This window comes from Phormidium tenue FACHB-1052 (assembly GCF_014696675.1).
GTDB lineage: Bacteria > Cyanobacteriota > Cyanobacteriia > Phormidesmidales > Phormidesmidaceae > Nodosilinea > Nodosilinea tenuis_A.
The window spans coordinates 96,010-122,729 of sequence record NZ_JACJQN010000002.1 but is presented as its reverse complement, the minus strand read 5'-3'; the positions used below and the strand labels follow the sequence as shown (position 1 = coordinate 122,729).

At 55.1% G+C, this 26,720-nt stretch carries 22 protein-coding genes; 17 read left to right on the top strand and 5 right to left on the bottom strand.

Going from position 1 to position 26,720, the window contains the following annotated elements; genetic code table 11:
* Positions 1-6: 6 nt before the first annotated feature.
* A complete protein-coding gene (gene mobF / locus H6G07_RS04415) occupies positions 7-2,700 on the bottom strand; it encodes a MobF family relaxase (RefSeq protein WP_073607375.1) in 2,694 nt (897 codons plus the stop codon).
* 10 nt (positions 2,701-2,710) lie between these two features.
* Entirely contained in the window at positions 2,711-3,028 is a 318-nt protein-coding gene (locus H6G07_RS04410) for a hypothetical protein (protein WP_035985554.1), read from the bottom strand.
* A gap of 601 nt (positions 3,029-3,629) precedes the next feature.
* On the opposite strand from H6G07_RS04410, the gene H6G07_RS04405 reads away from it, so the two are divergent.
* The 4 genes from H6G07_RS04405 to H6G07_RS04390 all read left to right on the top strand — a co-directional run bounded on the left by H6G07_RS04405 (position 3,630) and on the right by H6G07_RS04390 (position 6,720).
* Entirely contained in the window at positions 3,630-4,751 is a 1,122-nt protein-coding gene (locus tag H6G07_RS04405) for a ParM/StbA family protein (protein ID WP_073607377.1), read from the top strand.
* A gap of 205 nt (positions 4,752-4,956) precedes the next feature.
* Positions 4,957-5,292, top strand: coding sequence for a hypothetical protein (locus H6G07_RS04400; protein WP_199311909.1), 336 nt, complete (start codon positions 4,957-4,959; stop codon positions 5,290-5,292).
* The gene (locus tag H6G07_RS04395; protein WP_139296937.1) at positions 5,289-5,657 is read left to right on the top strand and encodes a hypothetical protein; all 369 of its coding nucleotides are present in this window, start codon (positions 5,289-5,291) and stop codon (positions 5,655-5,657) included. Before H6G07_RS04400 ends, H6G07_RS04395 begins: the two co-directional genes overlap by 4 nt.
* 628 nt (positions 5,658-6,285) lie before the next feature.
* Positions 6,286-6,720 (top strand): GNAT family N-acetyltransferase, encoded by a 435-nt coding sequence (locus H6G07_RS04390; RefSeq protein WP_242026631.1) that lies wholly within the window; start codon positions 6,286-6,288, stop codon positions 6,718-6,720.
* Between the two features lie 104 nt (positions 6,721-6,824).
* On the opposite strand, the gene H6G07_RS04385 is transcribed toward H6G07_RS04390, so the two are convergent.
* Positions 6,825-7,534, bottom strand: a protein-coding gene (locus H6G07_RS04385; protein WP_422393852.1) for an IS1 family transposase whose coding sequence is annotated in 2 segments (ribosomal slippage) — positions 6,825-7,249 and positions 7,249-7,534 — 711 coding nt in all. Because the reading frame shifts where the segments join, the coding sequence is not laid out codon by codon here.
* Positions 7,535-7,629: 95 nt separating this feature from the next.
* Between H6G07_RS04385 and H6G07_RS04380 the strand changes: the two genes are divergently transcribed.
* From H6G07_RS04380 to H6G07_RS04355, 6 genes are all read left to right on the top strand, one after another.
* Positions 7,630-8,040, top strand: a complete 411-nt coding sequence (locus tag H6G07_RS04380) for a heavy metal-responsive transcriptional regulator (protein WP_073607380.1) — start codon at positions 7,630-7,632, stop codon at positions 8,038-8,040.
* Positions 8,041-8,246: 206 nt separating this feature from the next.
* Entirely contained in the window at positions 8,247-8,621 is a 375-nt protein-coding gene (locus tag H6G07_RS04375; RefSeq protein ID WP_084172905.1) for a nuclear transport factor 2 family protein, read from the top strand.
* Positions 8,622-8,804: 183 nt separating this feature from the next.
* Positions 8,805-9,092 (top strand): hypothetical protein, encoded by a 288-nt coding sequence (locus H6G07_RS04370; protein ID WP_139296938.1) that lies wholly within the window; start codon positions 8,805-8,807, stop codon positions 9,090-9,092.
* A 74-nt stretch (positions 9,093-9,166) separates the two neighbouring features.
* The gene (locus H6G07_RS04365) at positions 9,167-9,475 is read left to right on the top strand and encodes a hypothetical protein (RefSeq protein ID WP_139296939.1); all 309 of its coding nucleotides are present in this window, start codon (positions 9,167-9,169) and stop codon (positions 9,473-9,475) included.
* Positions 9,476-9,524: 49 nt separating this feature from the next.
* Positions 9,525-10,823, top strand: coding sequence for an efflux RND transporter periplasmic adaptor subunit (locus tag H6G07_RS04360; RefSeq protein WP_073607381.1), 1,299 nt, complete (start codon positions 9,525-9,527; stop codon positions 10,821-10,823).
* Positions 10,824-10,931: 108 nt separating this feature from the next.
* The gene (locus H6G07_RS04355; RefSeq protein WP_073607382.1) at positions 10,932-14,054 is read left to right on the top strand and encodes an efflux RND transporter permease subunit; all 3,123 of its coding nucleotides are present in this window, start codon (positions 10,932-10,934) and stop codon (positions 14,052-14,054) included.
* A gap of 299 nt (positions 14,055-14,353) precedes the next feature.
* Here the strand turns inward: H6G07_RS04355 and H6G07_RS04350 are convergent, their stop codons facing one another.
* Complete coding sequence (locus tag H6G07_RS04350) at positions 14,354-16,969, bottom strand: DEAD/DEAH box helicase family protein (RefSeq protein ID WP_084172909.1); 2,616 nt, start codon at positions 16,967-16,969, stop codon at positions 14,354-14,356.
* Between the two features lie 582 nt (positions 16,970-17,551).
* Between H6G07_RS04350 and H6G07_RS04345 the strand changes: the two genes are divergently transcribed.
* Complete coding sequence (locus H6G07_RS04345; protein ID WP_073607384.1) at positions 17,552-19,015, top strand: multicopper oxidase family protein; 1,464 nt, start codon at positions 17,552-17,554, stop codon at positions 19,013-19,015.
* Between the two features lie 114 nt (positions 19,016-19,129).
* On the opposite strand, the gene H6G07_RS04340 is transcribed toward H6G07_RS04345, so the two are convergent.
* Positions 19,130-19,801, bottom strand: a complete 672-nt coding sequence (locus tag H6G07_RS04340; RefSeq protein WP_073607385.1) for a DUF305 domain-containing protein — start codon at positions 19,799-19,801, stop codon at positions 19,130-19,132.
* Positions 19,802-20,013: 212 nt separating this feature from the next.
* On the opposite strand from H6G07_RS04340, the gene H6G07_RS04335 reads away from it, so the two are divergent.
* The 6 genes from H6G07_RS04335 to rppB all read left to right on the top strand — a co-directional run bounded on the left by H6G07_RS04335 (position 20,014) and on the right by rppB (position 26,499).
* Positions 20,014-20,382 (top strand): four-helix bundle copper-binding protein, encoded by a 369-nt coding sequence (locus tag H6G07_RS04335; protein WP_073607386.1) that lies wholly within the window; start codon positions 20,014-20,016, stop codon positions 20,380-20,382.
* A gap of 219 nt (positions 20,383-20,601) precedes the next feature.
* Positions 20,602-20,796 (top strand): heavy-metal-associated domain-containing protein, encoded by a 195-nt coding sequence (locus H6G07_RS04330; RefSeq protein WP_073607387.1) that lies wholly within the window; start codon positions 20,602-20,604, stop codon positions 20,794-20,796.
* 57 nt (positions 20,797-20,853) lie between these two features.
* On the top strand, positions 20,854-23,106 hold the full coding sequence (locus H6G07_RS04325) for a heavy metal translocating P-type ATPase (protein ID WP_073607388.1): 2,253 nt from the start codon (positions 20,854-20,856) through the stop codon (positions 23,104-23,106).
* Positions 23,107-23,306: 200 nt separating this feature from the next.
* Positions 23,307-24,275 (top strand): cupredoxin domain-containing protein, encoded by a 969-nt coding sequence (locus H6G07_RS04320; protein ID WP_073607389.1) that lies wholly within the window; start codon positions 23,307-23,309, stop codon positions 24,273-24,275.
* A 174-nt stretch (positions 24,276-24,449) separates the two neighbouring features.
* Positions 24,450-25,142: a two-component system response regulator RppA gene (gene rppA, locus H6G07_RS04315; RefSeq protein ID WP_073607390.1), complete on the top strand. Its 693-nt coding sequence runs from the start codon at positions 24,450-24,452 to the stop codon at positions 25,140-25,142.
* Complete coding sequence (gene rppB / locus H6G07_RS04310; RefSeq protein WP_073607391.1) at positions 25,111-26,499, top strand: two-component system sensor histidine kinase RppB; 1,389 nt, start codon at positions 25,111-25,113, stop codon at positions 26,497-26,499. The genes rppA and rppB overlap by 32 nt, the downstream gene beginning before the upstream one ends.
* Positions 26,500-26,720 lie beyond the last annotated feature (221 nt).

Here is a 26,720-nt window from a genome sequence, read left to right as displayed (position 1 = left end):
AATTCCCTATCGTTCAACGCCTCTATCTTGTCTGTTGGAACGGCTGTCATGCGTTGTGTGAGACAGGTTTGCCTGTTGACTGGCCATAGCAACTAAATTGTCCAAATTGGTCGGTAGCGGCAAATCAGCGGGCTGAGAGCAGCCACTACTGATACCCGTAACCTCTCCAGGGTTTTCCTTTGCCCGCGATCGCTCCACCCGCTCAATCAGCCGATCCAAATCGTCCGATGCATACAGCCGCAGCTCCCGCTTCACCCGGCTCACCGCCACATAAAAGCTCTCCCGCGCCACATGGCGATCCAGCGCCCCAATTACCCTCTCTGCTGACTTACCTTGAGCTGCATAGGTGGTACTGACCAGCGCATAATCCAAATGAGCTAGCGCTGAATTCTCGAAACACCCTACCTCCCCTCGCCCCCAGCGAATCAGCACCTGTCCATCCTCCAGGCCCACCACCTCAAACTCCTGGCCATTGCGTCGCCCCAAGGCATGGTCATTGCGCGTCCACCGCAGGCGATCGCCCACTGCAATTTCCATCTCCTCCACCTCATAGACCGACTTCCGCCTAATCTGAGCTGGATCCACCTGCAACGCCGCCCCGGCTTGCCCTCGCAGCATCAGCCCATTACTGTGGCTATCCGTCGTCAGCACCTCGTAGCGCTTCCCCTTCTCAAACCCCAGCCGCTTGTAGCTGGCCTGGGGAATCAGCACATTTCCCGGCTGAAAATGGTGGGCATAGCTCGATTGGGTCTCTGTCAAATCTCTCGCCTTCAGCCGCTTTACCGTCAGGCTCTGGCCGAGGGTTCCTTCTGCTTTTAGGCCATCGCGCACCAGCTGAGTAATTGCTAATCGCTCCTGGTTGGTGCCCGCTAATAGCAGGGTCTTCTTTCGCTCGTCTGGGGCCAGGGCCAGATAGTCACGGGCGATCGCCGCTGCCCTCGCCTCCTGGCTACTCACCTGCTGAATGTACGGCTTCAACTGCTGCACCCCCGCCGCAATTTCCCCAGCAGCAATCAGGTCAACGCCTGCCTTGATCTGCTGATTCTTCTGCCGCAAGGACTGGGTGAGGTAGGCCGTCGCCATCCCCGCCTGCTGCAAACTCTTGAACGGGTTCCCCGCCTCCACCGCCGACAGTTGCCGGGTATCTCCCACCAAAATCACTCGGGCTTGCTGTGCCTGGGCCTTGGTCACCAAGGCCAGCGCATCCTTGGCACTCAAGAGCCCCGCCTCATCTACAACCCAAACCTCGGGCTGAGCTGGGTTCGGTTCCGCCGGTTGAGCACACAGCAACGCCGCCACCGTTTCCACTGGCTGAATTTGGGCCGAGTCGCCCAAGGATTTCGCGGCTTCCGCACTGGGGGCAAAGCCCCGAACGGTGTAGCTCTGGGACTCTGTGATCTGGCGAAATTGATTCAGAGCATAGCTCTTCCCCGCCCCGGCCACCCCCTGCCAGGCGATGACGCGATCGCGGGTTGTCGCCGCCAACATCACTCCTTGCACCTGCCCCTCGGTCAGGCCCTGATCGCGCAGGTGCTCTGCCACTAAAACTGGAGAGGCAATACTCCCCACATCTCCCCGGCCATCCAACACTGTGCGAATGGTCTCCAACTCCCGCAGCACCGCCGTCTGAGTGGTCAGCCGCTGGTCATGGGTGTGAATCACCTCTGGCTCGGTGTCCAAGGTCTGCTGTACGTCGTCAAAGCACTGCTGACCCAGATGGTTCTCCAGGGCAAACCGCTCCACTTGCTCGCGATGGAACACCGCCTCCCGCTCAGCGCAGTGGGTGAGCCCAGCTTGGGTGGCCCGCTTCGGCAGGCTCTGCCAGTCCATCAGCTGGGGGTGAGGGTGCTCCAGCTTCAGCGCCTGGGCCTGCTGCTGCCAGTAGGTGCGCAGCTCTTCCCGAGGGATTTCTTTGCCTTTAGGTGCTCGGGTCATCAGGGTGGCCAGCTCTCGCTCTTGGGCCGTCGCGTTCTCCTCCACCGCCGCCAGAATCTGCTCCCGCCGTTTGGAGAAGGTCTGGAGGTCTTCGGCTTGATATCCCCTGAGTTCAAACTGGCCGTTGGCCCTGGGCTCAATGCCATAGCCCAGCCGCTGCACCTCCACCGCCAGCTCGTTTTGGTAAATCATCCCCAACAGTTTCTGCTGATTGAAGAGGATGTCATTGTGGAGCGACTGCCAGCGGCCATTGTCCAGCTGTGTGGCATTGATCACCACACAATGGGTGTGCAGCTGCGGATCCTTCTCGCGGGAGGTGTCGTGGTGGAACTGGGCGACGATCAGGTTGCCAGTGCCAACTGCCTGCCGTCCCTCCGGTGTCCGTACCCGTGTTTGGGCATAGCGCTCCTCGATGATGGCCAGGGTGCGAGTGACGGCTGTGCGATGGGCTTGCTCTATCGCTTCATTCCCCCCGACCAGGGCCGCCAGGCTGATGCTCTTGGGCGCACTAAAGGTCAAATCCAGCCCGGCCCGATGACGCTCCGGATCGATCTTTCGACCCGATAGGGTTTGGTGCCCTCGGGGATGAGAGCCATGGAGCAGATTCTTGAAGTCGCCTCCCTGCACCTGGCATGCCAGACCTAGGCTCTTGGCCCCTTGGCCCCACCAGCCGGAATGTGCCTGGTTCTCTTCGCTGGTGTAGTAGTTCTCGGCGGTGTAGTAGGTTTCGCCTTGGTTGGCGCTGATCACCGTCAGGCTGAGCATGGCTGACCTCCTAGCCTTCTACCAAACCCTGGCGCTTGCGAATTTCCTGAATCAGCGCCTTGCGATTTTCCAGCGCCTGTGGCCCTCGGGCATTGGCCTGCTCCAGGGCGATGGTCTCCAGCAAAATCTGGAGTCCCTGAAACTGCACTTGCAGCAGCTCCATCCGAGCCTTCAGGTCATCCACCTGCCGTTCCAGTTCGCGGCGCTGCTGACCATCGCGCATCATCAGGCGAATGATGCTGGCGGCGGGTAGCCCCAGCCGATTGGCCTCTTTCTCGACGATTGCCGCCTCTTCGAGGGGCAGCGAGACGCTAAATCCTTTACCCATGAGCTTTTCCGTGAATTTGTCAGTGATTCGTAAATAACCGGCCATTAGCTCCCATGACTAGAACCCCTGTTAGAGCTGGGTTTCAGCAACCCCCTGGCCCAGGGCTGGGCGTGGTGTGTGAAACGCGGAGCAACGAAACGCAGTGGAGTGGCGTAGCCCCCAAGGCAGCCCATCAGGCATTTGCCGGGGCATTCCCTGGGGAGAATACAAGGGGCAATACTCTCTGTTTTAGCCCACAGAAAATGTCCGTTCTGTTCAGTCTATCGAGCTGCAAAATTTGTTTTTATTCATCAATCTATTGACTGGAATCTGTGCCCTATAAAAGGAGAAGTCGTTATCAAGTCGTGAATGATTGGGTGATTCCAGGCTTGTCTTGGATTCTAGGCAGGTAAGTCGTTATCAAGTCGTGAATAAGTCGTGAATGAAATTTTCGGCCATCAAAGTCATGATGGATTTTGCTGAAGATAACAATTCAGTCGTTATTAAGTCGTGAATAAAATTGGCAATTCAGAATACAGATATCTATCAAGCAGCTTGAAGGCATTTTTCGCTTCTCAAGATGTTGATGAAACGATGAAACGCTGTTGTTGGTATCCAAACTATGACTCAAATTATCCAGACCTATATCGACATGGGCAGCTCTGCCACCAAGTGCCTCTACTGGCAGGACCAGCCCTACCTGCTGCACCTTGACCCCCAAGTGGCTCGGTTGAACCCGGCTCGACTCGACCGGCTAATGCTGGGCGGGCTGACTAGCCAGGAACCAGAGGACAGTGCCTATGTGATGGTGGGCAATAGTGCTTATGCGATTGGAGCCTTGGCAATCGCTCAAAAAGGCGACTCGGGCCTGGCTCTGCCCAAGCGCGATCGCGCCGTCTACAAAATTCTGGCTACCCTCGGCGTCATCGCTGAGAAGACTCTGTCAGCCCAGGACTCTGGCTCGGGTTGTGAGTTTACTGCTCAGCTGGGCCTGCTGCTGCCACTGGAGGAATACTGGCAAGACCGTAAGGAGTTGAAAGTCCAGATTCTGGGGGCGATCGCCGACTTCAGCTTTCGAGGTCGGTCTCTGTTCGGACAGCTAGAGCGCATCGAGATGCAGCCAGAGGGAGCTGGGCTGTACCTGGCCAAGGGATTGCAGCTGGCACGGGCTGGGGTGGGGATTCGTGACTCTACTGTCGTCGTCCTGATGTTTGGCCACCGCAATCTCTCCATCCTCACCTTCGAGAAGGGCAGCACGCCCCAGGAAACCAACAGTACCTCTCAAGGCCCAGGGTTCGTGGAATACCTGAAGCAGTGTGCCACTGAGCTACCGGGTGTCGCGCCAGATGATCCGGCTTTGCTCGAAGCAATTTTGCAGGGGCACCCCACCTTTCACGTCCCAGGCCGCAAGGAAGCTCTCGACCTGGCTAAGGCCTGTAGCTACGCCCGTGAGTTCTATCTGGATCGGGTGAACCAGTTTCTAGTGGAGTGGCTGCCCTCGGCAGAGGTGGAGGTAATTGTCGGCGGGGGTGCTGCCTATTTCATTCGGCCAGAGCTGGAGCAGTTTTTTGACCAACGCGGGCTGGCTCAGCAGATCACCTGGGCCGAGGCCCTGCGACAGGAGATGACCGACGTACTGCGGGGCCAGGATGGCACGGCGGAACCCGACTTGATCACCAGCGTCCGCTGGGCCGATGTCTATGGGTTGTTCAAAACGTTCATGTACAGCGCCAAATCAACCTAGGCTCGCTAGCAGCACGGCTATCCCAAGACAACCGAGATAAGGAATCACAGGAATGACCCAAACGTCAGAAACAAAGGCCCGGATTCAGTACTCTAGCCGGGATGAGCTGGATGTAGCGGTGATTGGTTACTGCCGAGGAAAGTCTCGACATGACCTCCATGCCCGTATGAGATCGGCGCTGAATGGCTGCTATGGCCCATTCGCGATGGCAGCCATTCAAGCCCCCAAAGATGAAGTTCGGCGGCAGGCTGTGCGATCAATTCAGCAGTTGACAACTCAGATTCTAGAAATCAAGGAGCGGTTCCTCCCAGAACTGGCAGCCTTCGATGATTTGATAACGCCACCCAAGACAGCTCTCCCACTGGTTGGGGCAAACCCACGACATCTACCATCGGCTAATGGCTCCACAGTATCCACCCCAACCGAACCCATCAAAACTCTGCCCGACCCAGGGCCGGTGGATCAGCCGCTGCGGGAGTTCTTGGGCGACGATGCCGCCATCATGGCGGGACTTAACCCTTTCATCAATGACCTGACGTGACCCCGCCGCGACCCAGAATACCTATCCCCGTTGACCGCCAGACCCAGGAGCAGATCGTGGGGACGGCGGTGCTGCTGCTGGAGCGGTTTTGTCAGGGGCAGCACCGGGGGCAGCGGGTGTTTGAAGGTAAGCAGTTTTACACGATTGTGGAGCGGGGGCGCGATCTGAATATCGAGTTCAGAGGCGATGCTCACCACCTGCCGGAGACGATTCTGACGCTACGCACTCAGCGAGAAAACGGGCAGACATTCTACGATATTGATGCCTGGCTTACCCAGGCAGATGTGCAGCGGTTTGCCCTGATTCGACAGGAACTACACAAGGATATGCAGGCCGTAGCATCAGAACAGATAACTCAAAACTAGTTACTCAGCACGATGCTAGTCGACAAGGAATAATCAATTTGGGGGTGCAGTGCAGAGGCTTTAATTTTTATATCTCCCTAATGCAGGATCTAGTAGTACCTTCGACGGCCACACTATTCCCACTCAGATTCGAGCGGGGTGGTTCTTTGGTTCCGATTCCCCACTGGGGATGCTTCGCGATCGCTTTGAGCCCGAGAGCGCATTTTTCCGCTGCACCATCGACCGAGCCCGCCACCGCTGATCGGCCTTTTCCCTCATCATGAGCCTGACGGGATTAGTGGGGGTACCGCTGGGGAATATGTAGGCGCGGATGATTGGGGCGGTATGCGGTAGTTACTCCAGTGGCGTTTTTGCTACTGGAAAGGGTGTGGGGTCGTGCTAAAAACTGAATCACAGACATAAATTGGGGCTGCCCTTTATCAAGGTAGACCCGCAATTGCAGGGGAAGATGCGTTGTCAAAATCACCTTGGCTCAGATCGTCAGCCAAGCCTGTTGACTCTTTGCAAGCGCCTTCCTATAGAAAAAACAATCCTCAGATTGTAGTATCTTGTATTATGTCGGTATTGTCGCTCAATCTCTAATTACGCCGATGATTCGACCGACGATTCCGGACGATACAGCCGCTCGATGGCACTGGCCGATGCTACAGGGCTTTTTCCGCCCGATGGACTCGTGTTTCTGTGCCAGCTCTTAGCTGATTCGCTGGGCAAAACCGAGCCTACAGACCCCTTTTGGCTGACGGATGAGAACGATGGCCCGGTGGGTATGGCCTACTGCGAACCAGAGCGCTTGGCAGAGGGTACCTGGAATCTGCAACTGATTGCGATTCATCCCGATCGCCAAGGGGAAGGTCGGGGAACTCAGCTTCTCCAGGCTGTAGAGCAGGCCCTGCAGCAGCGCAGCGGTCGCCTCCTGCTGGTAGAAACCTCGGGTCTGCCAGAACTCGCGGGCACCCGCACCTTCTATAAAAAGTATGGCTTTGAGGCCGAGGCCCGCATTCGCGATTTCTACACACAGGGCGATGATAAAGTCGTGTTCCGTAAAGTGTTGGCGGCCAGCTAGGGCTCCACCCCGTGCTCACCACGGCAGGTTGCACTATACCGATCGCATTAAAGAAACTCTGCCTTGACTCTCCAGCCTGCTGGAGGGTTTAGGATAGGGTAGTACTAGAGAGGTAATGATGCGTTGTAGTGGTGAATAAAATTCCACAACAGGCCGATGTGATTACGTAGGCTCTTCGAGAAGGCTAAGCTGCGTCTGACAAAGCGTGACACTCGCTGTCTGAGAGTATTGTTAAACCGCTCAATGTAACTCGTTTTGCCGCTCGACTTGCTGACAACTCGATGTCGTTGGTGGGGCAGTACCTGCTGGTACGCCTCCCAGGCATCGGTATAGATGAGCGCACACTGTCGATAAACCTTGGGCAAAGACTCCCAGAGGCGTTGGGCACTCTGGGCAGAGCGATCACCGACATGAGCCCCGATAATCTCACGGGTATCGGCATCGAGCGCTAACCAAACCCATTGTTTGTTGCCCTTGTGGTCGACAAACGACCAGAGTTCATCGCATTGCACCGTCAATGGCCCCTTTTTTTGGGCCGGACCGTGGCTTGAGTGGGCGTCTGGGCCGCTTTGCAGGTGACATAGTCTTGCAACCATTGTTCGGAAACCTGAACCGCCCGAGCGATTCCAGCCATCGAGAGGCGTTCCAACAAGAGCCGGTCGATTAGTTCCCGTGTCGGGGTGTCGATGGTCTTGTTGGTTGGGTTCTCAACAAACTGACGACCACAGTTGCGGCACAGGTACCGTTGCTTGCCCGTATGAATGTGGCCATTTTTGACCGTTCGTTCACAGGTACAGTCAGGGCAGGGTGGCATAGGCATCGTTGCATAGCTTCACTGTCACCCTAACAAATCCGTCATTACCTCTAGAGTTCTACCTAGGATAGATGTAATACTTGATGAGGTCAGCCATGCTCACAGAAGCTCCTCCCAAACTCATTGGCGCTGTTGCTAAGAAAAGCGGCCTACCCGTTAAAACCATCCGCTACTACGATGAGATCGGCCTGCTCAAAACCGCTGGTCGTACCGAGGGCGGCTATCGAGTTTTTGCGGAAGATGTCTTTACCCGGTTGGGCTTTATTCGGCGCGCCCAGAGCCTTGGTCTCACCCTGACCGAAATCAAAGAATTTTTGGAAGTGCATGATCAAGGGGACTTACCCTGCTCCCATATCCAAGTCAAGCTAGAGGATAAGTTGACAGAGATTGAAGAAAAAATTCAGCAATTTCAACTGCTGAGGCAGGAGCTATCTGGGCTTCTGATTGGGTGGCAAAGCACAGCTACTAAAACGGACGAAGCCATCTGTCCGATTATTGAAAGCTAGTAAATTTATCTTTTCTCCAACAAGTAATAACTGCCGAACTGGGTCTATTGATTAGGCCCAGTCTTTTTGTTTGAAAATCTTCTCTTGACACTCCAGTCAGGGGGAAGCTCTAGAGTGAGATTATGCCTAGTTAATCAGGAACAAAACCCTGCGCAAGGCATTGGATACACCAGAATTCACACCTAAAACTAACTGAGAGGAAACCTATGACGACTCAAGTGAATACTGAAATCAGTCTGCCAGTTGTTTTTGAGGATATTTGCCAGCTCGTACTCAAAGGTAGCGCGATGGAAGCCTTTGAAAAATACTATGCTGATACGGTAGTCATGCAAGAAAATGACGAACCCGCCACCGTTGGCAAAGAGGCTAACCGTCGCCGAGAAGAAGACTTCTTTGCCAAGATTCTTGATATTCATGAGGCCAAACTCAAGAACGTGGCCTTCACGGAGAATACAATTTTTTCTGAATGGTATCTGGACTATACCCATGCCGAATGGGGGCGACGCACCTATCACCAGGTTTCGGTACAGCAATGGCAAGATGGCCAAGTGATTCACGAACGCTTCTACTATGGATCTTAGCTAGTCTGAGTCCAAAAGGCTCTTGAACACATCTATTTGCCAGCTTTAGCTGGATTGAAAGGTCTGCGATCGCAGGCCTTTTTTATTGCCAAAAATTTCTTCAAATTAGCGCTTGACTGTCCAGCTAACTGGAAACTGTATGGTTTATCCATGGTTGACTTAACCGCTGTTGAGGAACATCTAATGAGCACTAACACCAACGGATTTAATACAGGCTCAGGCTTTGCTGAAGAATGGTTTGAGCTGGTTGACGAGAGCCCTAAGAAATGGAGCTTCAAACAGATCCTTCACCGTGTCTGGCATAGCCTAATTGAGCTATTTGCGCCATCCAGCGAGCTGAGAATTTTCACAGGTCGCGATCGCCACGGCAATACCTACTACGGAGTTTATGACGTATCGACTCAAGACTTCCATCGCTTCGAGTCTGAGGATGAGGTGCGTATTTGGCTAGAGCAACGCTATTACCGCTGAATGCGCTGCCCGGTTAATTTTCTGATTCCAATCTGATGTCCTATCTAGTATTTCCATCGAAAAAGGAGTCTGTTATGTATGAACTGCCGCCTGATAGCCCGAATGTCTACCGCGATCTTGAATGGCTTGAGTCATCCCTTGACAATAGGCCAAAATCGCCGGTTGGAGCATTGTTTGACTGGCTTTCACGCACCTCTAGGGAACTCTCTTTTGCGCTGTTTGGGGAAATGGAGCCCCGAGTTTGGGAGTACGTCGATCGCACCGGTCAGAGTTGGTGGATGATTCAAGATTCCTTGGCCGATCAGCCGTTTCGATCGCTCTCTATTAACGACGTTCGCGTTTGGCTAGAGCAGCAATATCTGGCCAGCCCCGACGATGTTTAGGCGGTTTTATAGCCTGACCTGACGAACACCTATTATCTCCAAATCAGTTATGGACGCCTTTGATTTCCCCATCGCTGATGCTCAAACAGAGCCAGCGGCAAGCCCCAAAAAACGACCGTGGCGATCGCGCCTTTGGATACTCTTTGCCCTGCTTTGGCTCACTGGCGGCAGCTTTGAACTGTGGCGCTGGTGGCAAAAGCAGGAGGTGGTACCTGTAGCCCAGGCGCAGCAGCCCCCCATGCCGGTGCAAACCCTGACGGTGCAGGCCGTGAGTCTAGCGGAAACATCGGAGTTTGTGGCCAGTCTGCGATCGCACCAATCCGTTCTCCTGCGGCCTCAGGTGCAGGGGCAGGTGGCGCAAATTCGGGTGCGGTCGGGCGATCGCGTCACCGCTGGCACTGTGCTAATTGAGATCAACCCGCAGCAACAGCAGGCCCTGGTCACTGGAGCTGCCGCTGCGGCAGAATCAGCCCAGGCCAGTATCGCCAATGCCAGAGCTGGCCTGCAAGCCTTAGCAGCGCAGCGGGTGGCCAAACTGACCGAGGTGCAATACGCCCAGCAGGAGTATGACCGCTTTGCCACCCTGGCCGAGGCGGGCGCAGTCTCCCGGCAAATGCGCGATCAGTACGCCCAGCAGCTCGAAGTGGCCCGCGCCCTGCTAAATGCCATGGATGAGCAGATCCGCGCCCAGCAGGCCACTATTGCCCAGGCCGAGCAATCTTGGCAGGCGGCGCAGGCCCAAACCCAGGCTCAGGCATCCCAGCTGGCCTATTTTCAGATCACCGCGCCCTTTACCGGGATGGTGAGCGATATTCCCGTCAAGGTGGGCGAGGTGGTGAGTCCGGGCACAGCCCTGATTGGGCTGGCCAAGAACGACACCCTGGAGGTGAATTTCTCCGTTCCGGCGGAGCGAGCGGCGCTGCTGCAACCCGGTAGCCCTGTAGAACTGGTGGATGGCCAGGGGCAAACCCTGGGCACCAGCCAGGTTGAATTCATTGCCCCCAATGCCGACCCCGCGACGCAACTGGTGCTGGTGAAGGCGTTACTCCCCAACTCTGAAGGCAAGCTGCGGGCCGATCAGTTTGTTCAGGCTCGCATTACCTGGAGCCAGCGCCAGGGTACCCGCGTGCCCGCCAGTGCTGTGACCCATTTGGGCAGTCAATCCTTTGTGTTTGTGGCGGAGTCTGGGCCAGAGGGCACGGTGGCACGACAGCGATCGGTGCAGCTCGGCGAAATAGAAGAGAACCAGTACCAGGTGATCGAGGGGCTACAGCCCGGCGAAGCGGTAATCACCACCGGGGTGCTGATGCTGCGCGACGGTGCACCTGTCAGCCCCATTGAGAATTGATTGATTTTCCAGAGATTAGCAAGTCGTAGGGTGGGCATTGCCCACCACCCTTGAATCTTCCTGCCACCCACCCCCTGAAGGCACTCCACTACACCCAGAGGTGACCCCATGTTTACAGATTTCTTCATCAAAAAGCCCGTGTTTGCCATTGTCTGTGCGCTGGTCACCCTGGTGGTGGGGTTGATCAGCCTGCCATTGCTGCCCATTGAGCAGTATCCCGACATCAGCCCGGTGCAGATTACCGTCACCGCCAACGCCGTCGGGGCCAATGCCCAGGTGGTGGAAGAAACGGTGACCAACGTGCTGGAGCGCCAGATCAACGGCGTGGAGGGGATGCGCTACATCAGCTCCACCAGCAGCAACGACGGCACCAGCACCATTGTCGTCACCTTTCGCCAGGGGTACAACATTGATGTGGCCGCCTCGGATGTGCAGAACCGGGTGTTGCAGGCGGAACCCCAACTGCCGGAGGCGGTGCGCCAAACGGGGGTGCAGGTGTCGAAGCAGTCTAGCTCCATTGTGCTGGCGATGGCGCTCTACAGCGAAGATGATCGCTACGACGACACCTTCATCAGCAACTACGCCGACCTCTATGTGCTCGATGCTCTACGGCGGATTCCTGGTGTGGGTACCCTCGTTCCCTTTGGCGAGCGGCGCTATGCCATGCGCCTCTGGCTCGACCCCAATCGCCTCGCCAGCCGCCAGCTCACTGCCCAGGACGTGATTACAGCGTTGCGCCAGCAGAATGTGCAGCTAGGGGTAGGCAGCATTGGTCAACCGCCCAACCCTGACGGCCAGCTCTACCAGATCGATCTGCAAACCCTGGGACGGCTGAGTAGCCCAGCGGAGTTTGAGGAGGTGGTGCTCAAGGCAGGGGCGGCAGGCGATCTGGTCAAACTGAAGGATGTGGGGCGGGCAGAACTTGGGGCCGAGCGCTACAGCACCTTTGCCCGTTACAGCGGCCATCCGGCGGTGGGGTACCAAATTTTGCAAACCCCCGGCAGCAACTCTCTGGCCATTGCCAAGGCGGTGAAGGCGGAGATGGCGCGGCTGGCGGAACGCTTTCCCCCAGGGCTGATTTACGAGATTCCCTACGACTCGTCGCGGTTTGTGGAGGCGTCGTTTCGAGAAGTGATTATCACGCTGTTGCAGGCGGTGGTGCTGGTGGTGCTGGTGATCTTTGTGTTTCTGCAAGACTGGCGCACCACGGTGATTCCAGCGATCACCATTCCGGTGTCGCTGGTGGGCACCTTCGCCTTTGTCAAACTCTTTGGCTTTTCTCTCAACAGCCTGACGCTGTTTGGCCTGACGCTGGCGACGGGTATGGTGGTGGATGACGCGATTGTGATTGTGGAGGACATCAGCCGCCTGATTCAAAGGGAGGGGCTGTCGCCGATGCAGGCTGCGATCGCATCTATGCGCAACCTGGTGGGCGCGGTGATTGCCACCTCGCTGGTGCTGATGGCGGTATTTGTGCCGGTGGGCTTTTTCCCCGGTACGGCGGGGCAGCTCTACCAGCAGTTTGCGTTGACGATTGCCTTTGCGATCGCACTTTCTACTTTCAATGCCCTCACCCTTACCCCGGCGCTCTCCGCGCTGCTGCTACGGGCACAGCCCCGCCAAACTGGCGCTCTCGGCTGGATCTACCGCCGCATCAACGGCTTTTTGACCGGGCTAGAGCGCAGCTACCACTGGGGGCTGGGTCGGTTGATGCGATGGCAGAGCGCCGTTCTGGTCGGCTTTGTGGGGCTGCTGGTGGCGACGGGATGGCTCTACACCCAGGTACCCCAGGCGTTTCTGCCGGAAGAAGATCAGGGCTATTTCATCAGCATTTTGCAGGGGCCAGATGGCACCTCCCTGAACTATACCGAGCAGGTGGTGGCCCAGGCCGAGCAGCAGTTGCTGGCGGTGCCAGAGCTGGAGGGCACCTTTGCCATGGGCGGGGTGGGCTTTAACGGCAACACCCCCAACCGGGGCATATTGTTTGCGCCGCTCAAATCCTGGCAAGAGCGGCGGCAGCCGGAGCAGTCGGTGACGGGCATTCTCAACCGGGTGCGGCTACCGCTGATGGGCATTCCCCAGGCCCCCGTGATTGCGGTGAACCCGCCCACCATCCCCAGCCTGGGCAGCGTTGGCGGCTTTGTGTTCCAGCTGCAAGATCGCGACAGCAGCACCGCCGACATCCAGGAACTCGATCAAATGAAAGGGGCGATTTTGGCGCAGGCCAACCAAACCCCCGGCTTGCAGGGGGTGTTTAGCCTCTACACGGCTAACGCGCCCCAGCTCCAGGTAGAGGTCAACCGCGATCGCGCCGAAGCGTTGCAGGTGCCTGTGGAAGACATCTTTAGCACCCTGCAAACCTACATGGGCTCCCGCTACGTCAACGACTTCAACGCCTTTGGCCGCACCTATCGGGTTTATGTGCAGGCCGATGCCGCCTTCCGCGCCGAGCCTGACAGCATTGGGCAACTGTATGTGCGATCGCGCCTGAACGAAATGATTCCCCTCAGCGCCTTGGTGACCATTACCCGCACCACTGGCCCGCAGATTATCAACCACTACAACCTGCACCGCTCGATTGAGATCAACGGTTCAGCGGCTCCCGGCACCAGCTCTGGTCAGGCCATGCAGGCGATGGCAAAGCTGGCGACCGAGGTGCTGCCCCCCAACCTGGGCTTTGAGTGGTCGGGCATTTCCCTCGAAGAACTAGAGTCGGGCGGCAAAGCGCCAATCATCTTTGGCCTGGGGATTTTCTTCGTCTTTTTGGTGCTGGCGGCCCAGTACAACAGCTTTGTCGATCCGCTGACGATTATGCTGGCGGTGCCCCTGGCGGTGCTAGGTGCCCTGGTGGCCCAGTCGATGCGCGGGCTGTACAACGACGTGTACTGCCAGGTGGGGCTGGTGATGCTGATTGGTCTGGCCAGCAAAAACGCCATCCTCATTGTGGAATTTGCCAACCAGCTGCGGGACGAAGGGCTATCCCTCACCCAAGCGGCGGTGCAGGCTTCCCAAGAACGGCTGCGCCCGATTTTGATGACGGCGATTTCGACCCTGTTGGGCATTTATCCGCTGATGGTGGCCACGGGGGCAGGCTCAGCCAGTCGCCAATCGTTGGGTACGGCGATCTTTGGCGGCATGCTGGTGGCGACGGTGCTGACGCTGTTTGTGGTGCCGGTACTCTATATTGCGATCGGCCATATGCAGCAGCGCGTGGCTAAGGCATTTCGCTAGGGCAATCTCAGCATGGAAAGACCAATGACTCGCAGAAGGAATACACCGCTAAAACTTTTGCTCCGAGAAACAAGCAATTTCTTATTAGAAAAAGTTTTTTCAACAATCAATTTCTCTGCCGATGCGAAAATTGCCCCAATAAAGCCATGATGTATTGAAGCTTAGAAATTTTTGTAACAATGAAGTTGTGCGGCGGCAGATAATCTCGAACACCCACTGACAACCTCTGTACCGTCCGCACCAACACAGTGTTAGCTATCCGGCACAGACCTGCATTGAACTCCATAGGCAGTCTTATCTCATTGAATTGGTAAGTCTCTCAGTTTTTTACGAAGAAGTCGTTCTTTGACATCTTGCAACGCAACCAATTTTTCTTTGTAGAACTGCAAGCCGATTTCTTGTAAAGTTTCTTCTGTACTCCCGGATGCCGATGCTCGAAGTCGTTCAAGAGCTAATGCAACATCACTGAATAACTTGATAGCATCATCGTGGGATAGGTAAGCAATATCCTCAACGTGAGAAGTTGCCAGGTTGTGGACAGCCGATCGTGGTGAAATAACAATCGTAGAACATGGAACAAAAGCAGGAATCAAGTTATCTGCTCTTACTCGTTGTTCATGAGTACGAGCTTGGCGTATTGTATCAAGCGAAATTCCACCTTCAGGGTTTTCATCAGTTTTAGCTTCAAATACAAAAGCGTGCCAGTTACCAAATACCCAAAGACCATCAGGAGCACCATCATCTGTCCACTGATGACTGCTAGCACCTAGCATTTTACCTAACGTAGCCAAGCCCTTTTCAAAAGATTTAGCATCGTTGTTCTCAATGTCATTCTGAGTTTCAGACACTTTTCTTGCAAATTTACTGCCAATAATTTTCCAATTCTGAAGTAAACTATTGACTTCCAGAAACCACTCCTGTATGGGCAAAGCCTCAACAGCACTATCATCAGATTGTCCTGAAAGCTCAGAACGTAGCTTACTTAGCCAAGTAATGTTTGAAGACGCTCCTGAAGCTTTATCTAAATATGAAATAGCCGTAAGCTTAAAGGTTTCATTGCCAGAATGTTGCCAAGCAAGAAAAGCAGAAGCAGCCGCTTGGTGTAGCCAGAAAGCCCTATACGGTTTGAGGTTTGATCCTCCTTCTAAGGCTGCTAGAATTTTAGCCACTATGCTTAAGGCATCTTCGTGCTGTCCTTTCCATGAAGCATATACATAATCAATCTCATGGGGCATTGCCTGATTGAGATATTCAGTGGTAGGGTCAGGAGTTTTTGTATTAGAATCACGCTTCTTTCGAATATCCTGTTCGGCAGCTTGCCAATCAGGTGAGCGACTTAGAAATAATTGAGCCAGTTCAACAAATTCCTGTGGTGTATGGTCAGTTGAGTTTTCCAAGCCGAATGAGATCTCAGCTTGAAGTTCTGGGTGCATACCCTGAGTAAGAGTTTTAGTGCAACATCTTTGTGTTAGCTTATCTCCCAAAACAAACACCACGGAATAGTCACTCTCATCACGAGTACATCGCCCTAATGCCTGAGTTATTCTAGTTCGGATACGATTATGTAATTGGGAAGAGGCTCCAAGACCAACTCTTAAATAGAATTCTTGTAAACCTGAAGCAGACGGCTCTCCATCCAACACCATGAAGCGGCAGTCCTCTCCTGGTAAATCGATCCCATCGTAGCGAGTTGCCAAGAGAAGAACTGATGGTTCTGAAGCTTTAGTAAAAGCATCTAGGTTCTGCTCAATATCCTCAGACTTGATAATCTCATGCGTCTTTTTTAACTTTGTCTCCCATCCCTCAAGTCTTTTATTATCAGGAACAAGGACGAGGGCACGGTCTACCTGCTTAACCATAGATACTGCTGTATCTGTGGAATCCTTATTTGCGGAAAGATCAGGGAAGAGAATTAGTCTTCTACCTGTACTTCTCTTATGCCACTCTTCAGGTATTGGTAGTCGGGCAATTGCCTTAACTCCAAAAACCCTCTCTATATCTCCATCTTCCCCCAATGTAGCCGACATGTATATCCGCTGTTTGGCGTTTGAAAAAGGTGGATGAGTCTGAGTTGGTGGAATAAGAGGTCGAATTTCAATGCTTTTAGGTGATAGATACAGTGAGCAAGCTTCAAGATGAGATGCAAGAATACTCCATGAATATTTAAGATCATCGTGTCCAGAAACAAATTCTTCTAAGATTTGTCCGATTTGATTTAGACATCCATGCCAAGCTATTGTTGAAAGTAAATCTACTGAGAATTCATCAAATCGGCTACTTCCACCAGTTTCAATCTTGTATGCTATGTAATTTGGCATGACTGGTTCAAGTAATCTGTATAAAGCCATATACAGATCCTTGTGCCTTGAACGCTCAATTGACAGAGTCCAGAGAGCAGAAATATAGTTGTCTGCTGCATGAGCGTCATCACAAATGATCACTTCAGGATCATTGATTCGAGGATTGGTGTTGAATACTCCACTATATGTAGTTACCGCAATCGATTTAGCTTGCTGATATGAATAAAATTGTCCTGGATCATATTTGCTTTGGGAGCCAACTAATAAAGCTGTATTAATTCCATATAAGCGAGCACGTTCATTAACCTGAGCGCAGAGTTGTCTAGTTGGACACAAAAAAACAACTCGCTCATTGAATACCCGACGACGATATTCAGCAATAAGAAGACCAACTAAAGTTTTACCCGTGCCTGTAGGCAACTCAATTGCTAAATCTTTAACCTGAATATATTTCTGATTTGATTTACTGTCTTTCTGATTGCAGTAGTCCTCCAAAATTTTTCCTTGATGGAAATGGAGGAACTTAATGGATGGATCACGATTAAGATCCTGAAACATAGTCACGATAGACTCAGGCTTAGAATCTTCTGAAGTAGAAGTACGGAATTTAACCATTGTCTCCCCTGCAAACAAATGCCCTTGAGTAATCTTTCAACCCAGTTTAGCCACAATGCAATAATTTGGCAGCGGAAGGATGCTTTATTTAATCGCTCTACAAATAGCCTTCTGGCTATGCCTCAACCGATAACTTAGGAGGGCTAACTATGTATTCAACGTCATATCTGACGGATAACACCCCTACACACCGTAGTTGTCCGTCAAACATGCTGCATAATATCCCATTCCCCAGGGCTTAGAAGGCATTTCTGCTGTCTAAACCCTCGTGGTTAGAGTCTTATCCATCAACTGTGTGCTTGATTCTGGAGATACAGGGAGTTATTTGTTAAAAACGCCGGACGTATGCCCTCTACCGAACTTATCCGGCACCTACCGCCCTTTCCCAGCCTCATATCCTTGCTTGAGCTTGCCTCAAACAGGCAAACGAGTTTTTGTTTGTGAACTTATCAACGCCCCCTTGACACTCCAGCGCACTGGAATCTCTAGCATAGAGTCATCAAGCCTTTTACCCCCCTGTCACGCTGCATTGACGGGCATTTCAACCATTCATACCCCTTCCCCAGGGAAAAGGAAAAGACCATGGATCGTCGTCACTTTATCGCCCTCGGAGCCGCTGGCATCGGCAGTGCGGCCACCCTCCACTGGCTCAGGAATCGATCACTAGCTCAGGGGCTTGCTGCCACCACTGCTGCCCCCCTCTATACCAGCCAAAACGGCCTACTAGAGGTAGATTTAACCGCTGCGGTGAGCCCAGTGCAGGTAGGCGATCGCACCGCCAACCTGCTCAGCTACAACGGCCAAAGCCCCGGCCCCCGACTAGAGGCCCGCCCCGGCGATACCGTCCGCATTCGGCTGCACAACCAGCTCGATCAGCCCACCAACTTGCACTACCACGGGCTGCACATCACCCCCCAGGGCACAGGCGATAACGTCTTCCTCAGCGTGGCTCCGGGCGAAGCGTTCACCTACGAATTTACTATTCCTGCCGATCATCCTGCTGGCACCTTTTGGTATCACCCCCATCACCACCACCACGCAGCAGAACAACTCTTTGGGGGCTTGGCGGGTCTATTCGTCATTCGGGGCGACCTGGATGACATTCCTGAGGTGAAAGACGCCCAGGAAGAATTTATCGTCCTCAAAGACTATGAGATTGACCGGGCTGGCAATATCCCTGCGCCTAACCACATGGCGCTAATGATGGGGCGAGAAGGGTCGTTGGTGACGGTGAATGGTCGGGTTAATCCCGGCTTGAACATTCCCCAAGGCGGGTTACTGCGGCTGCGGTTGCTGAATGCGTCGGCCTCCCGCTTCTATCGATTGCAGCTAGAGGGGCACCCGTTCCAGTTGATTGCCACAGATGGCGGGGCGATCGCATCCCCCATCGAACTCCAAGAACTCCTCCTCGCCCCCGGCGAACGAGCAGACGTGCTCATCCAAGGAAAGCGACAACCGGGCGAGTACCGCCTACTCAACCTGCCCTACAACCGGGGCGGCATGGGCATGATGGGCGGCGGCCACGGCATGGGCGGCATGATGCACGGTGGCAGTGCCCTGTCGGGAGACCCTCAACCCTTGGCTACCCTGAATTATCGCGGCTCAGTTGCGGCGTTGCCTCTACCGCAACAGTTGGGCACGGTGGAAACTCTGCCGGAACCGACTGTCACACGCCGCATCGAGCTGTCTATGACCATGGGTGGCGGCATGGGCATGGAGTTTTGGTTTAACGGCAAACCCTACGATGGCCAGCGCATCGACATCGAGGCCCAGCTCGATACCGTGGAAGAGTGGGAACTGGCCAACGTTGACCCTGACCGGATGGATCACCCCTTTCACCTACACGTCAACCCGTTCCAGGTCATCAGCCGCAACGGACAGCCCGAACCCTACCGCGCCTGGAAAGACACGGTTCTAGTGAAGGGCGGCGAAACAGTGCGCATTCGTGTACCCTTCCGCACCTTTGCGGGCAAAACCGTCTTCCACTGCCACATCCTCGACCACGAAGACCTGGGCATGATGGGCAACATTCAAATTTCGGCTTAGTAATCTCTTGCTGGCAAGAAAGTCATCCCCCCAGCGCACCTGTTGGAGGCGGCATTGGGGGGATTTGTATGATGCGCATTCGTCTCGCATCTGGGGTGGGCGATCGCCCTCTTCCTACTGCCCGTACCAGTCTTGCTGCCACTGGGTCATCTGGTCGATCTCGACCTGCTGGCTGGCGATAATGGCTTCCGCCAATTCCTGGATTTCAGGACGACTACTCTTGGCTAGCGCCTCTTGCGCCATCGTCAGAGCTCCCTCATGATGGGGAATCATGGCGTTGATAAAGCGCAGGTCATACTCATCGTCGGCAGTGCCTAGATCCATGTCCATCATCATGGCTGACATCATATCTGCACTCATGGGCATCATGTGACCCATCTCAGCGTGGTACATGACCGGGTCTGCCGGAGCATCGGGATACCAGGCTTGCCGCCACGCCTGCATTTCGGCAATTTCAGTCTCTTGAGCGGCAATGATGTCGCTAGCCAGGGTTTGAATTTCGGGACGGGTGGAGTTCTGTTGGGCATCCTCTGCCATGACCACCGCGCCCTGGTGGTGCATGATCATCGCGTCGATAAAGCGCAGGTCAAAACTCTCATCAGCGGGGCCAAGATCCATCATGCCGTGATCCATCATGCCGCCATCCATCTGGCCCATGCCGCCGTGATCCATCTGGGCGGTTTCGGTGGCTGGCTCAACCGCCGCGTCTCGGGAGTTAGCGCAGGCGGGCAGGCCAACAGCGGCGCTAAGACTGAGCAGGGCGATCGCAGCTAGTTTCAATGTCATCTCAATACCTCAATCATCTGCGCAGTGTGTGTTGTGTTCACTTCGGAAGTGTGCCACGCAAAAATGAAATCAGAATGAAATTCGAGCTGCTGACGGTATGAGATATCTAATTTGGCAATCTCTCTCAATAGCTAGATTCGGCGATTTCTAGTCTCTCTTTAAGTTAGAAAAGACCGAAGTGATCAGGATCTTGAACACTTAGAGAGATAAATATGCCGATTCAAACCCTCAAACTGCACAATGTAAGCGATGAGGTGCAGCAGTGCATTCAGAACTGCCTCGATTGCCACAGCATGTGCCTCAACACCATCACCTACTGCTTAGAGCAGGGTGGTCACCACGCCGAGCCGTCCCACATTCGCCTGATGATGGACTGTGTGGAGAGCTGCCAAACCAGCGCCAACTTTATGCTGCGCGGTTCCGACCTACATGCGCATTTTTGCGGGGCCTGTGCAGAGGTGTGCGATCGCTGCGCTAAGGACTGTGCCAGCATGGGCGACGATGCCCAAATGCAGGCCTGCGCCGAGATGTGCCGCCGCTGTGCAGAAACCTGCCGCCGCATGAGCATGGCAATGGCCTAATCCACGCTGGCTTGGAGCTTGTCAACGTAGCACAGATACAAGCTCATAAAAACTGACAGCTAACGTAATGAGGGGCATAGTCTTTATGCCCCTCATTGTCGTTTCAAGACTTAATAAAAAGAATAATCAACCGCTTCACAAATTGTTTGGCTTACCCCCTTGACTCTCCAGCGCACTGGAAGCTCCAAGATAGACCCATACAGCGTTTAGAGGTTTGTTATGTCTCTTTCATTTACCGTTCCTAACCTGGCCTGTTCCTCCTGTGTCAAGGCTGTCACCCAAGCCATTCAAACAATTGACAGCACCGCCCAGGTCAACGCCGATTCCAAAACCAAGCAGGTCAACGTTACCACCATCGCCACCGAGACCGTCATTAAGCAGGCCATTATCGACGCTGGCTATACCGTTGCCTAGCTCTGCCGTTCAGTCATTGATTCTGACCAGCCATTGATCCCGACAAGGAGGATATCGATGCAAAACCAACTCTTAAAGCTGCGGGGCATGAGCTGTGCCGCCTGTGCCAGCACCATTGAAGACGCCATTCGCAGCGTGCCTGGTGTAGAAGCATGCAGCGTCAACTTTGGTGCAGAACAAGCCGCTGTCACCTACGACCCCCACCAGACCAACCTCACCCACATCCAGGCGGCGGTGGATGATGCGGGATACACCGCCCAACCCCTCAGCGACGACCCACTGACCGCCGAAGACGATGCTGAACGGAGAGAACGAGAGACTGAAAACCGCCAGCTCACCCGCAAGGCTGTGTTTAGCTTGATAATGGGCGGCATTTTAGTGATCGGCTCGCTGCCGATGATGCTGGGCCTACCGATTCCGTTTATTCCCATGTGGCTGCACAACCCCTGGTTTCAGCTGGTGCTGACTACTCCGGTGCTGTTCTGGGCCGGTAATTCCTTTTTTATCAACGCCTGGAAAGCGCTCAAGCGCCACTCGGCAAGCATGGATACCCTGGTGGCGGTGGGCACCGGCACCGCGTTTCTCTATTCGCTGTTTCCCACTATCTATCCCCAGTGGTTCATTGACCAGGGGTTGAACCCAGATGTGTATTTTGAGGCCGCTGCGGTAATTATTGCCCTGATTTTGCTGGGCCGCCTGCTGGAAAATCGTGCCAAGGGTCAGACCTCTGAAGCGATTCGCAAACTGATGGGGTTGCAGGCCAAAACCGCGCGGGTGATTCGCGAGGGCCGAGAGTACGACATTCCCATTGCCGAAGTGGTGCTGGGCGACGTGGTGCTGGTGCGCCCTGGGGAGAAAATTCCGGTCGATGGCGAGATCATCGACGGGGCCTCCACCCTGGATGAGGCCATGGTGACGGGGGAAAGCGTGCCTGTGCAGAAAACCGTCGGCGACGAGGTGATTGGGGCAACGCTAAATAAAACCGGCAGCTTCAAGTTTCGCGCCACCCGCGTCGGCAAAGATACGTTCTTGGCGCAGATCGTCAAGCTGGTGCAGCAGGCCCAGGGGTCAAAAGCGCCGATTCAAAAGCTGGCAGATCAGGTGACGGCGTGGTTTGTACCGGCGGTGATCGCGATCGCCATTCTCACCTTTATCGTCTGGTACAACATCATGGGCAACGTGACGATGGCGCTGATCACCACCGTGGGCGTGCTGATTATTGCCTGCCCCTGTGCTTTAGGATTAGCCACGCCGACCTCAATTATGGTGGGCACGGGCAAAGGGGCTGAGAACGGCATTTTGATTAAAGGGGCCGACAGCCTGGAACTGGCTCACAACATTCAGGCGATCGTGCTCGATAAGACCGGCACTATTACCCAGGGCAAGCCGACCGTGACCGATTACCTGACGGTGAACGGTACCGCGACCGAGCTGCATCTGCTAAAGCTGGCGGGATCTCTCGAACGCAACTCCGAGCATCCCCTGGCCGAAGCGGTGGTTAACTACGCCCAAGCGCAGGGGGTAACGTTGGAAGATCCCAAAGGCTTTGAAGCGGTTGCAGGCAGCGGCGTTCAGGGCACTGTAGCTGGGCAGCGCGTGCAGATTGGCACCCACCGCTGGATGCAGGAATTGGGCATTGCTACCGATCGCCTGCAAACCCAGTGGGACCAGCTAGAATCCCTCGGTCGCACCGTGGTGTGGCTGGCGGTGGATGGCCAAGTCGAAGCGCTGATGGCGATCGCTGATGCCGTCAAACCCTCCTCTGCCGCCGCTATTGCCACCCTGCAACGGATGGGGCTGGAAGTGGTGATGCTGACCGGCGATAACCGCCGCACCGCCGAGGCGATCGCCCGCGAAGTCGGCATTACCCGCGTCTTTGCCGAGGTGCGCCCCGACCAAAAAGCCGCCCAGGTGGAAAATCTGCAACGGGAAGACAAGGTTGTAGCAATGGTGGGCGACGGCATTAACGACGCCCCTGCCCTGGCCCAAGCGGATGTGGGGATGGCGATTGGCACCGGGACCGATGTGGCGATCGCCGCCAGCGATATCACCCTGATCTCCGGCGATCTGCACGGCATTGTCACCGCCATTCAGCTCTCCCGCGCCACCATGGCCAACATTCGCCAAAACCTGTTCTTCGCCTTTATCTACAACGTGGCAGGCATTCCGATCGCGGCGGGCATTCTCTACCCCATCTTTGGCTGGCTGCTCAGCCCGATTATCGCTGGAGCCGCGATGGCCTTTAGCTCCGTGTCGGTGGTCACGAATGCCCTACGGCTACGAAACTTTCGCCCCAAGCTGCAAGGGTGATGGAGTAACGGGGGGATGAGGTGATTGAGTCATCGAGAACACAAAACTCCCTCGCTCCCCTACCCCCCGTCCTTCACCGCTTATAAAAAGGACTCCTCCCATGATCCACTCTTATTCCTTTGCCCTACTCACCGGATTCGGTTTCTTAATGGGCGCACTGTCTGGACTTGTTGTTAACGCCATTGCCTAGGAGCATTCCCATGAAAATAAGACACCTTACCCTCACCAGTTTGGCCAGCTTGGCGATGGTAGTTACCTTCGCCAGCGGCACCTCTGCCCAGGTCAACCATGACACCATGACCGATCACGCTACCGAGCCAACCGGGCAGTTCCAGCGCATTGAGCAACCGCTATGGTCGAGAGCCGCCGTCACCGGGGCAGGCTTGAGCCTGATTGGGCTAGAGCTGTGGTGGTTCTTGCTCAGCAAGCCTAAGTCTCGCAAAGCCACCACTACTGGCGGCGTACAAGAGGTCACCGTCACCGTTGATGGCGGTTACGACCCCAGCCACATTGTGGTGCAGGCGGGGCAGCCGGTGCAGCTCAACTTCTACCGCAAAGACCCCAGCAGCTGCCTCGAAGAGGTGCGCTTCCCCGACTTTCGCATTGCCCAGGCGCTGCCAGTGAACCAGACTACGGCGATCGAGTTCACCCCCACCCAGCCCGGTCGCTACGAGTTTGCCTGCGGCATGAATATGTTTCGTGGCACCGTCGAAGTGGTGGCCGAGGGCGAAGACGCCGTTCCACCTATAACCACAGCCACAGCAGAACCTACGGACCATCAGCACCATCTTTCAGTGGCACCCCCGGCAGTTCCTGTTCCATCGGCAGCGGCAACGGAGGCGGCTCTCACCCCGGAGGGTATTCAAACCGCCACGGTGACGGCGGCGAAGGGCTACCAGCCCAGCCGCATTGTTGTCGAAGCGGGTCGGCCCGTGCGGCTCGACTTCCGGCGAGAGACCCCCAGCGGCTGCTATGCCCAACTGCTGATTCCTGACTTTGGTATTGCGGTGGATCTACCTGAAGGCAAAACTATCCCGGTGGAGTTCACCCCCACTCAACCCGGCGAGTACGAATTTATGTGCGGCATGAAGATGAACTTTGGCACTATTGAGGTGCGCCCTGGGGCAGGCTCTCTGAATGGCAAAACTCCTGTCCATGCTGCTGCCTAGTCTGTGGCAATTGTTAGAGAGCCGGGTTTGGTTAAGCGTCCCTTCACTTAGTGGAGTAGCAATGATGCTGTGATCAATTTCATTGTGGTTTCATTATCAGGTGGTATTTTCTTGAAGCGACGTGGTGCAGCTATTTGCTGCGATTGCGTCTTCCGGTAGCCCGAGCAACTATCAATGCGTATTTTGCTGGTTGAAGATGAGCCAGACCTGGGGCGAGCGATTAAGCGCACGCTGACCCAAGAAGCCTACGTGGTGGACTGGGTGCAGTCTGGGGATGAAGCTCTGACCTATCTAGAGAGCAGCACTGTCACCTACGTGTTGGGAGTCCTAGACTGGATGTTGCCAGGGCTAACGGGGCTGGAGATCTGTCGCTGGCTGCGGGCGCGGCAAAATGCTCTCCCCATTCTCATGCTGACCGCAAATGATCGCATCGAAGATCGCATCGCGGGGCTCGATGCTGGAGCCGACGACTACCTGGTCAAGCCCTTCAGCATGGACGAACTGCTGGCCCGACTGCGGGCCTTGAGACGCCGCCCCGCTGATTTTAGGCCCGCTCAAATTCAAGTTGGGCCACTGCGGCTAGACTGCGATCGCAGAATTGCCCTGCTGCCCAGCGACACCGCCGCTGATCAGGCAATCGAGCTGACCCAAAAAGAATTTCAGCTCCTGCAATATTTAATGGAGCACCCTGACCAGATTCTCACCCAAGAGCAGGTGCTCAACCAACTGTGGGAATTTGGCTCCGAACCGATCAGCAACGTGGTAGCGGCCCAGGTGCGGCTGCTGCGCCGTAAGCTGGGGCAGCATGGCTATGACCACATGATTGAAACCGTCTATGGCATGGGATACCGGTTTAAAGCTGAATAGACTGTTTCGCCGCAGCCGCTGGCAGCTCACTGGCTGGTATACGGGGGTGATGGCCGTCGTGCTGGCAATCAGCGCCCTGGGCATGTATGAGGCGATCGCCCATGCCCATCGGGTAGCCGCCGATCGCGAGCTAAAATCAGTCGCCGAAGCCGTTCACGACAACCTAGAGAAATCGCTCACGGCCAAAGGTCAGATCGAGAGCGGTTCCTCTGACCTGCTGCCCAGCCTTTGCCTCACAGGAGATCCCTGCCTGGCCCCCTTTGAGCACAGCCAGAACCACTATCACCCCGATGACCTGTACTCCGGCAATTACTATATCCGGGTGCTAGGCACTGATGGAACATTAGTTGCGACCGCTGGCGACTACCCCCCAGGACTACCCGGCCCTGATGGGGCTTCCCTTTGGCAAAGCCTGCGCGATGGGTCGGGGCAGCCCTACCGCCAGATTATTTTGCCCCTGTATGCCCTCGACGATCAGCAACTGGTGGGTCGGGTGGTGGTAGGGCGTTCGCTCAATGACTTTGCCGCCTACCTGGCCACGGTTCGTTGGAATATGGCGTTAGGTCTACCGATTGCACTGGCGCTCACGGCGATCGCTGGGTGGTGGCTGGCGGGGGTAGCCCTAGAGCCTGTGCAAATGTCGTACCGCAATATTCAGCAGTTCACTGCCGATGCCGCCCACGAGTTGAGAACCCCCCTCTCTGCCGTTCAGGCCACCACCGAGTCAGTGATTCGACTGCCAGACATCTCCGATGCCGAAGCCCGCGATACCCTCCAGGTGATTGCCCGCCAAAACCATCGCCTCACCCGCTTAGTCAGCGATCTGCTGCTGCTCTCCCGGCTCGATATTCAAACCACAGCGCCTGGCTTTGCCTGCTGCCTGCAAGACGTGCTGAGCGATATTGAGGAGGAAATGGCGGCGCTATCGATCGCTAAGGGCATTTACCTCTGGCTCGATCAGCCTGCGGCCCCGCCTCTGACAGTGATTGGTCACGAAGAGCAGCTTTACCGCCTGGTGCTGAATGTGGTCAGCAATGCCCTACAGCACACCCCTGCCAACGGCAAAGTCACCATCCGCCTCAGAGCCGTGGATAAGCACGCCCTGATTGCCGTAGAAGATACGGGGGTGGGCATTCACCCCGACGATCAGCCTCGAATTTTTGATCGCTTTTACCGCATTGAAAAAGATCGATCGCGCCAGAGCGGCGGAGCGGGGCTGGGTCTGTCGATCGCGCTGGCGATCGCCCAGGCTCATGGGGGCAGCATTCACGTTAAGAGCGCCCTCTCAAAGGGCAGCACCTTTACCATTAAGCTTCCCCTGACCAGTGCGGGCATGCCCCTAGGCCAGCTTCGCTAGGTTAGGCCTCGACCGCATTATTGTGGTGATTTTTCTGCGCTCTCAAGTTAGCCTTCTCTGGCTATTGAGTCGGAGGGATGTTAGGCATCGCCAGGATCTAAAGAAGTAATACTTTTCATCCTGGTTTCATATTCATTCGTCAGGCTATAGCTATACCAAGTTCAGATCGAGATCTGTGGTTTTCCTACAGACAAAGCTTCATTTCTGAGCTGGGCTGAGCT

Bases quoted from the DNA above. Each gene is read 5' to 3' on its own strand.
- mobF (WP_073607375.1), bottom strand. From the start codon at position 2,700: ATGCTCAGCCTGACGGTGATCAGCGCCAACCAAGGCGAAACCTACTAC.
- H6G07_RS04410 (WP_035985554.1), bottom strand. From the start codon at position 3,028: ATGGGTAAAGGATTTAGCGTCTCGCTGCCCCTCGAAGAGGCGGCAATC.
- H6G07_RS04405 (WP_073607377.1), top strand. From the start codon at position 3,630: ATGACTCAAATTATCCAGACCTATATCGACATGGGCAGCTCTGCCACC.
- H6G07_RS04400 (WP_199311909.1), top strand. From the start codon at position 4,957: ATGGCAGCCATTCAAGCCCCCAAAGATGAAGTTCGGCGGCAGGCTGTG.
- H6G07_RS04390 (WP_242026631.1), top strand. From the start codon at position 6,286: ATGGCACTGGCCGATGCTACAGGGCTTTTTCCGCCCGATGGACTCGTG.
- H6G07_RS04380 (WP_073607380.1), top strand. From the start codon at position 7,630: ATGCTCACAGAAGCTCCTCCCAAACTCATTGGCGCTGTTGCTAAGAAA.
- H6G07_RS04375 (WP_084172905.1), top strand. From the start codon at position 8,247: ATGACGACTCAAGTGAATACTGAAATCAGTCTGCCAGTTGTTTTTGAG.
- H6G07_RS04370 (WP_139296938.1), top strand. From the start codon at position 8,805: ATGAGCACTAACACCAACGGATTTAATACAGGCTCAGGCTTTGCTGAA.
- H6G07_RS04365 (WP_139296939.1), top strand. From the start codon at position 9,167: ATGTATGAACTGCCGCCTGATAGCCCGAATGTCTACCGCGATCTTGAA.
- H6G07_RS04360 (WP_073607381.1), top strand. From the start codon at position 9,525: ATGGACGCCTTTGATTTCCCCATCGCTGATGCTCAAACAGAGCCAGCG.
- H6G07_RS04355 (WP_073607382.1), top strand. From the start codon at position 10,932: ATGTTTACAGATTTCTTCATCAAAAAGCCCGTGTTTGCCATTGTCTGT.
- H6G07_RS04350 (WP_084172909.1), bottom strand. From the start codon at position 16,969: ATGGTTAAATTCCGTACTTCTACTTCAGAAGATTCTAAGCCTGAGTCT.
- H6G07_RS04345 (WP_073607384.1), top strand. From the start codon at position 17,552: ATGGATCGTCGTCACTTTATCGCCCTCGGAGCCGCTGGCATCGGCAGT.
- H6G07_RS04340 (WP_073607385.1), bottom strand. From the start codon at position 19,801: ATGACATTGAAACTAGCTGCGATCGCCCTGCTCAGTCTTAGCGCCGCT.
- H6G07_RS04335 (WP_073607386.1), top strand. From the start codon at position 20,014: ATGCCGATTCAAACCCTCAAACTGCACAATGTAAGCGATGAGGTGCAG.
- H6G07_RS04330 (WP_073607387.1), top strand. From the start codon at position 20,602: ATGTCTCTTTCATTTACCGTTCCTAACCTGGCCTGTTCCTCCTGTGTC.
- H6G07_RS04325 (WP_073607388.1), top strand. From the start codon at position 20,854: ATGCAAAACCAACTCTTAAAGCTGCGGGGCATGAGCTGTGCCGCCTGT.
- H6G07_RS04320 (WP_073607389.1), top strand. From the start codon at position 23,307: ATGAAAATAAGACACCTTACCCTCACCAGTTTGGCCAGCTTGGCGATG.
- rppA (WP_073607390.1), top strand. From the start codon at position 24,450: ATGCGTATTTTGCTGGTTGAAGATGAGCCAGACCTGGGGCGAGCGATT.
- rppB (WP_073607391.1), top strand. From the start codon at position 25,111: ATGGCATGGGATACCGGTTTAAAGCTGAATAGACTGTTTCGCCGCAGC.